The 12719-nt window shown below is 67.3% G+C and carries 11 protein-coding genes; 7 read left to right on the top strand and 4 right to left on the bottom strand.

Annotated features, from left to right (window positions below):
- Positions 1 to 3: 3 nt before the first annotated feature.
- Positions 4 to 573, bottom strand: coding sequence for a DUF6789 family protein (locus TX79_RS17865; RefSeq protein WP_049929004.1), 570 nt, complete (start codon positions 571 to 573; stop codon positions 4 to 6).
- 103 nt (positions 574 to 676) lie between these two features.
- Between TX79_RS17865 and TX79_RS17860 the strand changes: the two genes are divergently transcribed.
- The 5 genes from TX79_RS17860 to TX79_RS17840 all read left to right on the top strand — a co-directional run bounded on the left by TX79_RS17860 (position 677) and on the right by TX79_RS17840 (position 4081).
- Positions 677 to 1462, top strand: a complete 786-nt coding sequence (locus TX79_RS17860; RefSeq protein ID WP_049929003.1) for a hypothetical protein — start codon at positions 677 to 679, stop codon at positions 1460 to 1462.
- 105 nt (positions 1463 to 1567) lie between these two features.
- Complete coding sequence (locus TX79_RS17855; protein ID WP_049929002.1) at positions 1568 to 2008, top strand: hypothetical protein; 441 nt, start codon at positions 1568 to 1570, stop codon at positions 2006 to 2008.
- A 77-nt stretch (positions 2009 to 2085) separates the two neighbouring features.
- Positions 2086 to 2964 carry an ATP-dependent sacrificial sulfur transferase LarE gene (gene larE, locus TX79_RS17850; RefSeq protein ID WP_049929001.1) on the top strand — a complete coding sequence of 293 codons (879 nt, stop codon included), beginning with the start codon at positions 2086 to 2088 and terminating at the stop codon, positions 2962 to 2964.
- 190 nt (positions 2965 to 3154) lie between these two features.
- Positions 3155 to 3511 (top strand): hypothetical protein, encoded by a 357-nt coding sequence (locus tag TX79_RS17845; RefSeq protein ID WP_049929000.1) that lies wholly within the window; start codon positions 3155 to 3157, stop codon positions 3509 to 3511.
- 177 nt (positions 3512 to 3688) lie between these two features.
- Positions 3689 to 4081, top strand: coding sequence for a hypothetical protein (locus TX79_RS17840; RefSeq protein WP_049928999.1), 393 nt, complete (start codon positions 3689 to 3691; stop codon positions 4079 to 4081).
- A 49-nt stretch (positions 4082 to 4130) separates the two neighbouring features.
- On the opposite strand, the gene TX79_RS17835 is transcribed toward TX79_RS17840, so the two are convergent.
- From TX79_RS17835 to TX79_RS17825, 3 genes are all read right to left on the bottom strand, one after another.
- On the bottom strand, positions 4131 to 5903 hold the full coding sequence (locus TX79_RS17835; RefSeq protein WP_049928997.1) for a nitrite/sulfite reductase: 1773 nt from the start codon (positions 5901 to 5903) through the stop codon (positions 4131 to 4133).
- Positions 5904 to 6221: 318 nt separating this feature from the next.
- Positions 6222 to 8342, bottom strand: a complete 2121-nt coding sequence (nasA, locus tag TX79_RS17830) for an assimilatory nitrate reductase NasA (RefSeq protein ID WP_049929264.1) — start codon at positions 8340 to 8342, stop codon at positions 6222 to 6224.
- Between the two features lie 351 nt (positions 8343 to 8693).
- The gene (locus TX79_RS17825; protein WP_049928996.1) at positions 8694 to 9767 is read right to left on the bottom strand and encodes a twin-arginine translocase subunit TatC; all 1074 of its coding nucleotides are present in this window, start codon (positions 9765 to 9767) and stop codon (positions 8694 to 8696) included.
- Between the two features lie 306 nt (positions 9768 to 10073).
- On the opposite strand from TX79_RS17825, the gene TX79_RS17820 reads away from it, so the two are divergent.
- Positions 10074 to 12398, top strand: coding sequence for a twin-arginine translocase subunit TatC (locus tag TX79_RS17820; RefSeq protein ID WP_049928995.1), 2325 nt, complete (start codon positions 10074 to 10076; stop codon positions 12396 to 12398).
- Between the two features lie 139 nt (positions 12399 to 12537).
- Complete coding sequence (locus TX79_RS17815; RefSeq protein ID WP_049928994.1) at positions 12538 to 12717, top strand: ribbon-helix-helix domain-containing protein; 180 nt, start codon at positions 12538 to 12540, stop codon at positions 12715 to 12717.
- The last annotated feature ends 2 nt before the right edge of the window (positions 12718 to 12719 follow it).

Raw genomic sequence — 12719 nt, 5'->3', positions numbered from 1 at the left:
ACCTCAGTTCCCGTTCTGGTACTCGTACTCGGCCTCGGGATCCTCGACGCCCTCGGTCCGGGAGCCGACCCAGGCACCGAGCGAGAGGCCGTAGACGAGGTGGCCAGCGTGAAACAGCGCGAGTTCGTCGCCCTCGAGTCGGATGCCGAGCAGTTCCTTCAGCATGACCTGTGACCCGAACGCGGAGAGGGCCATCCCGTAGACCGAGCCCCAGACGAGGCCGCGCTGTTCGGGCTCGATGGACCGTTCGGCGTCTTGGAGCGCGAACAGGCCGCCGAATATCGCGCCGGCCTGCATCCCGTAGACGAAGTGCAGGACCAGTCCGGCGAGCGGGTGATCGTCCGGATCGCCGCCGGCGACGTACTGGGACCAGAAGTTCGCCGACGGCGGCAGCGAGCGCATGATCGGCAGCCGAAAGGCGGTCATGATGAGGGTCGCGACGAACCCCGCCTGGATTCCGCGGAGGGAGGCGTAGGCGGCGTGCTCGAGCCGCGATCTGTCGTCGCCCGTCTCGGTTCGATCGCCTGGCTCGCCGCTCGGTCGGAGTCGGTCGAGCCGTTCGGATACGGACATGATAGTCGCGGGAACTACCACGAACGGCGGCTTAACGGTCCGGCCCGCGTCTGACTGCACACCGGCAGGCTTTTGCGGGCCTCCTCGAAATCGCGTTACCGAAATGTCAGATGCGTCACCGCTCGACGCCCCGGCCGTCCTGGCCGGCGTCTACTGCGGACTCCTCGCCGTCGGTGCCGCCTGGGCCGTCGGACTCCCACGGCCGGTGCTGGTGGTCGGGGGCCTGCTCGGCTGGTTCGCCGTGGCGCTCGCGCTTTCCGGACGACCGTCGGTGTGGGTCTCGCTGGGACGTCGACGACTCCTCGCGCTTCCGATGTACGTCCCGCTCCTGCCGTTGCTGGTTGCGACCGTCGCCCTCGAGAGCGAGTCGGCACCCGCGGTACCGCTCTCGTGGGTGCTGTGGCTACTCGGCCTCGTGATCGCCGGCTTCGGCCTCTGGACCGCGGGAATGAGCGCGTACGCCGCTCGAGTCGCCGGCGAGCGACGAGCCGCGTGGACGGCGGCCCCCGATCCCGTCGCGCGACGACGGCGGCGGGTCGGGGCAGTCGTCGCCGGACTCGGAGCCGTGGGTGCCGTCGTGGGGATGTTCGTCGGCCTCCCGGCGGTCTTCCTGACGCTGTGTGTCGTCGCGACGGCCCTGCTGTGGGTCTCGAGCGGGCGCTCGCGGTCGTACGAGGCCTGCGACGGCGGACTCCGCGCGACCGATAGCGGGGCGGCCGCCTCCCAGTTCGAACCGTGGACGCGATTCGCAGCCGTGCGCGAGACCGACGGGGCAGTCGTCCTCGAGCGTCGGTGGTGGCTCGACGAGCGGATGGCCGCCGCGGACGTCCCCGACGAGGCGCTGGAGACGCTCGAGGCGCTGATCGAGGGCGCGGGGAGCGGGTCCTGACGGAACCTGCATCGGACTCGAGGGACCACAACGCGGACGAATACCCGGGGACCATACAGTCGCTCGAAGCTAGATTTATAGGACGTCGGACGCGAGATTCGCGGGATGGTCTCGCCCCGTGACGGCTGGGACGACCGCGAGGAGGGCTACCGGCGGGACGACGTCGGCGTCTTCGTCGAACCGACGGTCGTCGACGGCGAGGACGCCAGGCGGGTAACGGAGTACGACGCGGCGAACGCCTTCACCGTCTCGCTGTGCCGCGAGATGGGGACGGAAGCGGAAACCCGGACGCCACTGGTCAGGTTCGACGAGCCACGGACCGCCTGGGAGTACGCCCACCTCGTCACCCACTACGTGTCGGCGTCGTTCGACCCGTCGTTCGCCGAGTCCGAACTGACCGGAACCGACGGTCACGATCCCGACCGCTGGCGACCCGAGGGGGTCGTCTCCGACCTGGACGCGGAGACCGTCCTCCGGAAGACCGTCGACCACCACGTCCACAAGGTCGAAGACGTCCTCGAGGGCGACGCACCCGAGCAGGACTGATCGGCCACCCCCTGGCCCGACGACGCCCCCTCGAGAAACGCAACGCGTTTTTGCCCGTGGACGCCCAATCCCGCGCTATGACATCGCTCGAGGCGAAACTCGAGGCCGCACGCGCGGACCTGGCCGACCGGGACGGCGTGCTCGTGGCCTTCTCCGGCGGGGTCGACTCGAGCGTCGTCGCCGCGCTCGCACACGACGCGCTCGGCGAGGACGCCGTCGCCTGTACCGCACGCAGCGAGACGCTCCCCGAGGCCGAACTCGAGGAGGCCAAGCGAGTGGCCGACGAGATCGGCATCCGCCACGAGATCGTCGCCTTCTCCGAACTCGAGGACGACCGGTTCGTCGAAAACGACGACGACCGCTGCTACCACTGCCGGACGATGCGGCTGGGTGAGATGCTCGAGACCGCCCGTGAGTTCGGCGTCGAGACGGTCTGCGACGGCACCAACGCCGACGATCCGGGTGCCGGCCACCGCCCCGGCCTGCAGGCCGTCGAGGAACTGGACGTCCACTCGCCGCTGCTGGCCCACGACGTCACCAAGGAGGAGGTTCGAGAGATCGCCGAGCGCTACGGCCTCTCGGTGGCCGACAAGCCCTCGATGGCCTGTCTCTCCTCGCGAATCCCGACGGGACTGGAGGTCACCGAAGAACGGCTGACCCGGATCGAACGGGCCGAGGCCCTGCTGCGACAGTGGGGCTTCGACCAGTTCCGCGTCCGCGACCACGACGGCCTCGCCCGGATCGAGGTCTCGGCCGACGAACTCGAGCGGGCGCTCAAGCTCGAGTTCGTCGAGACCGTCCGCGAGGAACTCTCGCAGCTCGGCTTCGACCACGTCACCCTCGACCTCCACGGCTACCGGACCGGTAGCGTCAGCCCGGCGGACGAGAACGAGCCCGCCGAAGACGAATCCGTCGTCGAGAACGTGTTCGCGGCCGAATCCGAAACCGACGACTGACGCTCGACCGCGGCCCCGCAGCCCCCGTCGTCTCGAAACGTTCGGAACGAGCGGGAAGGACCGAACGTTCTTCCAATATATAACCCAATTTCGACCGTCAAACCTCCCAGTAGTTGTATTTCTGCACCAACGTCCGATAATATTGCACAATACGATACGAACGTAGCACTGTAGTAAGTAGGAGTGGTCGATGGATGCGGACGTGCCGCCAGCGTGGAGTACCGAGACGTGTCGGACGTACACCCCCGCCGACACGGATCGAGAGATGCAGTATCGAACGTATCGTCACGAATCCGGCGACGTCCGACTGAAGGTCGCGCCGGCCTCGCTCGACGACGAGGACCACCCCGGGTACGCGCTGACGGCGACGACCTATCCCGGACTCGACTTCTCGGAGACGATCCGCATCAGAACGGTCCTGACGTTCGAACGCTGCGATCGGATCGCGAGGGACTTCATGGAACTGTTCGCCGCACGGTACGACGGCCCCGGATCGATCGAGGACGCCGTCGACTACGCCTACGAACGGACGCGGGAACACCGGTGACCGGTCCCCGCGGGCTCCCTCGAGCGAGGAGTCCCCGGATACTCGTTCACCGACGACCAGTCGGCGACCACTACCGTCGTTCGATCGCGACCGTCGTTTACCCGCGAGAATTCGCGTTTCGGACCGTTTTCCACACCGAGAGACTTTTTACTCGTCTCCGAGTAAGGACTTTCGATGATGTGGCAAGACCTCGTCTTCCTCGCCGGAAGCACCCTCTCGATCGTCTTTCTCGCCCCCACGATCCGCGACGCGACTGCCCAGGTACCGCTCGGCTCGAGCGTCCCCTCGATGACCATCGGCGCGGTCTACGCGCTCACGTACGCGACGATGGGAATGACCTTCTCCGCGCTCGGCTCGCTGGGGGTCGCAGCGATGTGGTCGCTGATCGTCTCGTACCGGGCACCCGGTCCGGAGACAGGGCCGAAAAACGTCCTCCGGTTCGTCAGGAGCACCGTACGGTTGGCGGATCGAACGGCCAAACGGGCCAGCCGACGCGGGCGACGGCTCGCGACCGACCGACAGGAGTCCTCCCACGGGGCTCAGTCCGGACACGGCCAGTCGTCCGACTAAACCCGTCTCGTCGTCGGCCGACCACCGGACGAGACCGTCTCGACGGCGATCAGTCGTCGGACGGCGCGGCGGAGCCGTCGCCGATCGCCGCCGCGGCCGACTCGCTCTCGGCGAAGGGATACCAGGATTGCTTGGCGTCGTCCATGTACGGCGCTTCGAAGTCCGTCTCCTCCGGCTCGCAGAACTCGATCAACTGTTCCTCGCCCGTCGCCTCGACCCACTGGCGGAACGTCTGGCCCTCCGTACGGTGAGCCGCGTAGGCCTCGAGCAGGTTGCGGATCGCGCCGGGGGCTTCGTCGGCCGGCACGCGCTGCTGGATCCACTCGACGAACGACGGCTCCTCGCCGACGCCACCGCCGACGCCGATGTCGAACGCTTCGACCATCTCGCCGTCCTTGCGGGCGCGCATGCCCTGCAGGCCGATGTCGGCGGTCATCGCCTGGCCGCAGTCGGCCGTACAGCCGGAGTAGTGCATCTTGATCTTCCCGACGTCGTCGGGCAGGTCGACGTTCGCGTTCAGCCAGCGCAGCATGCGGGCCATCCGCGCTTTCGTCTCGGTCAGCGCGATCGAGCAGAACTCGGTCCCGGTACAGGCCATCGCGCCGCGTTCGAACGTGCTGGGTTCGGGCGGATACTCGGAGAGTAACGGTTCCTCGAGCAGGTCGTCGACCGCCTCCTCGGGCACGTCGACGATGACGGGGTTCTGCCGGCGGGTCAGCCGGATCTCGCCGGAGCCGTACTCGTCGGCCAGATCGGCCAGTTCGATGGCGTCCTCCGCCGGCAGGCGGCCGACGGGAACGCTCAGGCCGACGTACTTCATGCCCGCTCCCTTCTGGTCGCCGACGCCGACGTGGTCGTGGGGTCCCTCGTCGCGGGGTCGGCCGGCGTTGTAGGTGTACTCCTCGCGGAGGTCCTCGCCGGCGGTGTGCAGTTCGAAGTCGACGTACTCCTCCTGGAGCGTCTCGCGGATCTTCGCCATGCCCCAGTCCTCGGCGAAGAAGCGAGCCCGGTTCTTCGAGCGGTTCTCGCGGTTGCCGTAGTCGTGGTAGAGTTCGACGAAGCCGCGACCGACCTCGTAGGCGTTCTCCGGGCGAACGAAGACGTCCAGCGGCGTCGCCGCACGCGGCTTGCGGCCGCCGAGGCCGCCACCGATGCGCACGTTGAAGCCTCTGACCTCCTCGCCCTCGATCTCCTTGACCGCCGGCTCGAAGCCGATGTCGTTGATCGAATCCTGCGCGCAGCCGACCCGGCAACCGGAGACGCTGATGTTGAACTTCCGGGGCATGTTCGCGAGGGCGTCGTCCCCGCGCAGCTCCTCCTCGAAGCGCTCGAGCAGCGGACCGGACTCGACGAACTCCTCGGCCTTCCCGTGGAGCGGACAGCCCGAGATGTTACGCATGGTGTCGCCGCCCGCCGAGCGCGAGTGGACGCCGACTTCCTCGAGTTGCTCCCAGATCTCGGGGACGTCCTCGAGTTTTAGCCAGTGGAGCTGGATCGACTGGCGGGTCGTCAGATCGATCCAGCCGTTGCCGAACTCGGGATTCTCGACGGGTCCCTTCGCGTACTCCTTGGCGACCTCGCCGATCCGGCGAAGCTGGCCCGGCTCGAGGATGCCGCTGGCGTTGGTCAGCCGCATCATGAAGTACTCCTCCTGGCCGGACCGTTGCTGGAACACGCCCCAGAACTTGAAGCGGGTGGTCCACGTGTCGACCTCGTCGTCGGGAATGGCCTCGAAGCCGCCGTTCGCGGCGAACTCCTCGATGTGCTCGCGAACCTCGTCGCCGTAGCAGTCGGCCTTCTGCTCTTCTTTCTTGTGCACCATCAGCCGACCACCCCGTCTCCGACCGAACGATCCGCGCGGGATTTGCGGAATTCCACTCCGAACATTGCGCGATTCACAGTACAATCGCATGCTCCTAAACCATATAATGCTGACCGTTTACGTATGTCCTATTACCCCCGTGTTTTAGGATTGTGCGTCGAATGTACAACGGAATATAATCTGTACTAGGCTGTATGTTCGAAGGAACGGGTCCGCGAGCGGGCGGTCACCGCCACAGGAGACGAGCGGCCGGCGGCGGAACGGATGGGCAGAACCGTAACGGAGCAGGATCGGCGGAGCCGAGGCGACGCCGGCCGATCAGGCGCTCGCTTCGGAGATCGCCTCCGCGTCGGACTCGCGGGGTGCCGCGAGGCGGACGGCACACTGCTTGTAGTGGGGCTCCTTCGACCGCGGGTCGACGTCGGGGAGGGTCAGTTCGTTGACCACGGGGTGGTGAATCGGGAGCCAGACGACGCCGTCCGGGATCGCGTCGTCGGTCTCGATCCGGACCTCGACCGACGCCCGTCGCGAGACGACCCGCCCCCTGACGTCCGCGTCGTCCTCCGGGATCCCGTCGATGTCGTTCGCGAGCGCGACGGCCGTCGCCGGACTGACCCGGGCGACCGGCGGTTCGTCGTCCCGGGTTCGGACCCCGGTGTTGTAGGCGTCGGGCCGACGTGCGGTCGTCAACGTCAGGGGATACGCCTCGTCGGTCGGCTCGGGCACCGGCTGGGCGTCGGCGCTCGAGAACTGCGCCCGTCCGGACGGCGTGTAGAACGACCACGACTCCGCGGGATCCGAGGCACCCTCGTATGCAGGCGCGTCGTCGCGCCCCTCCGGCCCCTCGTAGTACCGATAGCCGGCCGCGACGTCGGCCGACGGGGCCGGCCAGCGAACCGCGCGCTCGGCCTCGAGGCGGTCGTAGCTGATCCCCGAGAGATCCGCGGGCGTCCCGGCCGTCAGCGCCGCGAGTTCGTCGAAGACGGCCGCCGGCTCGAGCGGCGAGTCGAACAGCCCCGGAACGGTGCGGTCGGCCAGGTGGCGGATCAACTCGAGGTCGGTCCTGACGCCCGTGGGGGTCTCGGTCGCCGCTCGCACCCGCGAGACGGTCCGTTCCATGTTGATCGTCGTCCCCTCGGATTCGCCCCAGGTCGCCGCCGGCAACACGACGTCGGCGAGGTCGACGGTCTCGCTGCGGAAGGCGTCCTGCACCACGAGGAAGGCGTCCGCGAGCCGGTCCCGGACCCGGGTCGCATCGGGCATTCCGGCGACGGGATTGGTGGCGACCGCGTAGACGGCGTCGACCTCGTCGTCGATCGCGTCGACGATCCCGACCGGCCCGGGGCCGGAATTTTCGGGAAGCCGAGACTCGGGCACGTCCCACGCTTCGGCGACCGTCTCGCGGTGGGCAGGATCGGTAAACGGCCGGTGCCCCGGCCAGGTGCCCTTCGAGGAACAGACGCGCGTCCCCATCGAGTTGGCCTGTCCCGTCAGCGAGAACGGCCCCGAACCGGGTCGGAGGTTCCCCGTCGCCAGGCAGAGGTCGATCAGCGCGCCCGCGGCGGCGGTCCCGTTGACGCTCTGGTTGATCCCCATCCCCCAGTAGAGCAGCGTCGGGTCCCCGAACGCGGCCGCGAGTCGGTCGACGTCCGCCATCGAGACGCCGGCGCGGTCGGCGGCCGCCGCGGCGTCGGGCAGTTCGGCGCGCAGCTCCGCGAAGCCCGTCGTTGCCTCGGCGACGAACGACTCGTCGACCCGGTCGGTCTCGACGACCCGGGCGAGTACCGCTCGAGCGAGCGCGAGGTCCCCGCCCGGCTCGAGGGGGACGTGGTGGTCGGCGACCTCGGCGGTCTCGCTCTCGATGGGGTCGACCACGAGCAGTTCGGAATCGTCCTCGTCGGCCGACTGGGTGATCCACCGGAACAGGACGGGGTGGGCCGCGGCCGGATTGGCCCCCCAGACGAGGTGGGTCTCGGCCTCGGGGACGTCGTCGTAGGTCGGCGGCGGTGCGTCGCTGCCGAAGGCGTCGTAGTACGCGGTGACGGCCGAGGCCATACACAGCGTCGTGTTGGCGTCGTAGTAGCGGGTGCCGAAGCCGCCCCGGGCGAGTTTCCCCAGCGCGTAGGCGGCCTCGTTCGTTTGCTGGCCGCTACCCAGTACGGCGACGCCGTCGCCGCCGTCGCCGCTCTCGAGGGCCGCGGAGAGGCCCTCGGCGGCACGCTCGAGGGCGGTCTCCCAGGTCGTCGGCACGAGGTCGCCGTCGCGGCGCACGAGCGGGCGGGCCAACCACTCGCCGTCGGGAGCCGCGGTCTCGCGGATGCCGCGCTGGCAGGCGAGGCCGTTGTTGACCGGATGCGCGGCGTCACCGCGGACGACGTCGAGGCCGTAGCCCCGTTCGACCGGCCGCTGGACGTGCCCGCAGCCGACCGCACACCGCATACACGTCGTCGGAACGGAGTCGGTCACGGGAGCCACCTCCCGGGCCGTCGGGATCGGTTCGAACCCGTTTTACGATCGGACACCACTCCAGAGAATTCCAGGCCCATAGTTCACTGAGTCACGGGTATTGAGAACATATGAGGACACTAAACGTTGATCGTTTTCATATAGGAAGTTTTCAGGTGTGAAAGCACAGGTCCCGACGATATCCGAGGGAATACTAACAATATAATGCCGTAAAGTCGTCGCACGTGGGCGATCGAACGGACGGCTGTCCACGATAGCACCGGCTCCGAAATCCCACCGACGGAAGTAGGAGACTGGTTCGAGGAAGAGCGTCGCTCGAGGGGGCTACTCCCGGCCGACCCACTTGAGGATCGCCAGCGTCCCCTCGAACAGCAGGATCATCGTGATCGCGACGAGGATGGGTGCCATCATCGTCGGGTCCATCGTGAACATGAAGGACAGGCCGAGGAACGCCGCCCAGAAGTACAGTCGCTTCGCGGCGAGCCAGCGGCGGGTCGTCACGCCCATCATGATCGCGAGCATGATGAACAGCGGAATCTGGAAGACGATGGCGAGGAAAGCGGTCAGCGTGATGACGAGGTCGAACGTATCGCCGAGCGCGTACGCGATGCCCGCGCTACCGTCGGCGTAGTACGTGAAGTAGTAGAACAGCGCCGGCAGCACGAGGAAGTACGAGAAGAGCATCCCGATCCCCGCGAGGACGACGCTCGTCGGGACCGCCGCGAGGTAGTACTTGCGTTCGTGGGGGTACAGCCCCGGCTTCATGAACTTGTAACACTCGTAGACGAAGGTCGGGAGCGCGACCATGATCCCGAGCAGGGCGGCGACCTTGATCCGGGTCAGCCACGGCTCGAGCGGGTGGTAGACGTGCGGCGGCGGGATCCGGCCCTCCACCTCCATGTAGGGGACGACGTCGTGCCAGATGAAATCGATCGCTTCCATCGCCCACAGCAGGCCGATGGCGGTCCCGGCTGCGCCGAACAGCAGGACGACCGCCAGCCGGAGGATCATCTCCTCGATGTGATCGGCCAGCGGCATCTCCTCGTCGTCCGGCGGCGTCGAGATGCCCCCGACGTCCTCGTCGGGGTCGGGGTACTCCGGCGACGTCTCCTCGGAGCCGTGGCCGCCGCCGACGACGCCCTCGCCGTCGGTCTCGACGGGCTGATCGCGCAGCGCCGGCGGCCTGTCGATCTCCGGCTCGTCCGCCTCCGCAGCCTCGTCGGCATCAGTCCCGTCGTCCGCCGGTTCGTCCGCCTCCGCCCCGTCGGTTCCTTCGTCCGCGGGCTCCGCGTCACCGTCGGCGTCGCTCGAGTCGGCGGCCGAGACCGTCGACTCCTCGGGTTCGCCCGCCTCCTCGGGGTCCGATGGACCCTCGTCCGGCGCCGACTCGTCCGACATCTAACGCGATATAGATAGGCCGCCAGTTATAGGCCTTTTTCTTACGCGCATCGAACGAGAGGGGTGAGAACACCCGGTCGATCGGGCGAGATTCCGGGTACGGGGTTCGAGGCGACCGTCAGTCGGAGCTGACCGCAGTAGAATACGACACGTTGGCTCCCGTCGGTCAGCCCCCGTCGCGTCGCCCCCCTGGTCCGCTACCGCGAGTCGGTTCGAACCGGTCTTTTCCCTCGAGCGCGCGATGTGCGGCGTTTGTAGCGGACACGAAAGGTTGATAACCGGATATGGGATAACCACAACCAGTCAATGAGTTCTGCCGTCGACGAGGACACCGCTCGAGCGATCAACTCCGGGCGGGAAACCCTCGGCGCGATGTTCTCGACCGCCCAGGATCACCTCCAGAAGGTGTTTATCGTCTTCACGCTGGGCTTCGTCGGTACCTTCTACGCGCTACGGGTCTACATCTGGGACTTCCTCGAGGCGACGGCCAAGACGAATATGGACGGCGACCTCGCCGACGCGACCACCATCATTACGCGAACGCCGTTCGAAGTCATCCTGTTACAGGCGAAGATCGGCGTCTTGATGGGGATCATCCTCGCGATTCCGGCGCTCGTCTACTTCTCCCGCGGCGCGTTGCGCCGACGCGGCGTCGACTCCGTCGTCCCGATCTCGACGCGGTACAAGATCGGGTTCGGGTTCGCCTCCGCGACGCTGTTCGTGCTGGGACTACTCTACGCGTACGTGATCTTCTTCCCCTTCGCGTTCGAGTTCCTCGGGGCCGTCGCCTACGAGGCCGGGGTGAACCCGAGCTGGGGGATCACCGAGTTCACCGAGTTCATCGTCCTGTTGACCATCTCGTTCGGGCTCGCCGCCCAGTTGCCGCTGGCGATGAGCGTGCTCGCGTACACCGAAATCGTCTCCTACGAGACCTTCCGCGACAAGTGGCGACACGCCATCGTCGTCATCACCGTCTTCGGCGCGATGTTCTCCCCGCCGGACCCGTTCACGCTGCTGATGTGGGCCCTGCCGCTGGTCGCCCTCTACGTCTTCAGTCTCGGGCTCGCGAAGGTCGTCACCAACATGCGACGCCGCGGTGCCGCCGAACTCGATACGGGCAGCAAACTCGTCAAACGCCGGGTTCTGCAGTTCGTCGGCGGTATCGTCGTCGTCGCCCTCGGGACGGCCGCGTTCGTCAACCAGGACGGCTTCGACCGGCTCGAGGAGTCGGTCTTCCCGCTGTTTCCCGACTACGCGCGGCCGGACCCGAGCAGCCTGCAGGCCATCGCGACCGAGTACGGCCTCCTCGGTGACGTCGCCGTCGGCCTGATCGTTGCCCTCGTCGTGGCCGTCGTCGCCCTGCTCGTCTACACGCTACAGATCCTCCAGTCGCCGGTCTACCCGCGGGAAGACGACCTCCGTTCGGCGGAGACGCCCGACGACGTCGACTTCGAGACGCTGGCCGCCGACGACATCGAGGAGATTCCCGCGCCGGTGTTCCTCGCGATGGAGGAAGAACAGGCCCTCGAGTACTCCCGGCAGGCGATGTACGACGACAACCGGGAGAAAGCCCAGGCGATCCTCGACCGGTTCGACACCCTCGAGGAGCGGGCCGAAAACGCCGATGAAAGCGCCGACGTCGGGGGCAGCGACGCCGGCGGCGCGCCAGCCGAGGGAGCGGCCGACGAAGACGAGAGCGTCTTCGCCAGCACGGCCGCGGGGATGCTCGATCCGTTCACGGAAGAGGAGACGACCGAGGAGGACATCGGCGGCTACGCCTACGACCTCGCCTTCATCGTCGACAGCCTCACGTCGAAGACCATCTACATCGTGGGCGTCTTCATGGCGGTGCTGGGCGGGACCTTCCTCGCGCTGTACCAGGGCGGGTTCGGCTACGTCCTCGTGCAGTTCATCGATCGGGTGCCGACGGAAGTCCTGGACGAGGTCACCGAGGAGTCGATCCAGGGTCAGGAGATATCGGCGGACCTGATCAGCGATCTCGGGCTGGTCATCGCCTTACACCCCGTCGAGGTGTTGATCTTCATGGTGAAGGTGAGCACCATCCTCGGGATCATCGCCATCCTGCCGATGGTGCTGTACTGGTCGTGGCCGGCCGCCAGGGAACGCGGCCTCGTCAGCGGCGACTCGCGGGTCTTCCTCGTCTGGGGACTCGCGCTCTTCGCCGGGTTCGCGCTGGGCCTGTTCGTCGGCTTCTACTGGATCGCGCCGACGGTCATCTCCTATCTCATCACCGACGCCCTCGTCAACGGAATGGAGGTCACCTACCGGATCAACAGCTTCTCGTGGCTCGTGATCTACACGACCATCGGCGTCGGCTTCCTGCTGAACCTGATCGTCACGATGGCGCTGTTCCACGTCGGCGGCATCGTCCACTACCGGACGATGCTCGAGCGCTGGCGGCCCGTCGTCGTCGCCATCTTCGCGGTCGCCGCCTTCGCCAGCCCGAATGGCATCCTCACGATGTTTCTCGTGGCGATTCCGATCGCGCTGACCTACCTGCTCGGCCTCGCTGTCCTCTACATCCTTACCGCCGGCGGACGGCTCTTCGGCGGTGGTGGCGGCACCACCGCTCCCGAACCCGACCCCGAGGCGGACGCGACCGGGGACTGATTCCCGAACGATCGGCACGCTCGAGGTTGACACAGCCGGTTGGAGCCGAGTAGTGCATAGCCGATACGGCCTCGAGCCGCGGTCCAACCGCTGCAACACGTACCGGGGCTTAAGACCCGGGGCTTCGAACGACGACTACATGCCAAAGATCAGCGTCGAAATCCCGCAGGAACTGCTGGACGATCTCGACGAGCACGTCGGCGACGACGGGAAGTTCGTCAACCGCAGCGACGCGATCCGGGCGTCGGTCCGGAAAACGCTGGACCTCCTGGACGAGATCGACGCCCGTCACGACCGCCTCGAGGACGCCGAGGAGTAACG

The organism is Halopiger goleimassiliensis, assembly GCF_000455345.1.
Taxonomy (GTDB): Archaea; Halobacteriota; Halobacteria; order Halobacteriales; family Natrialbaceae; genus Halopiger_A; species Halopiger_A goleimassiliensis.
Note: the sequence above shows the minus strand (reverse complement) of the source record. Positions and strands in the feature narration are given on the sequence as shown.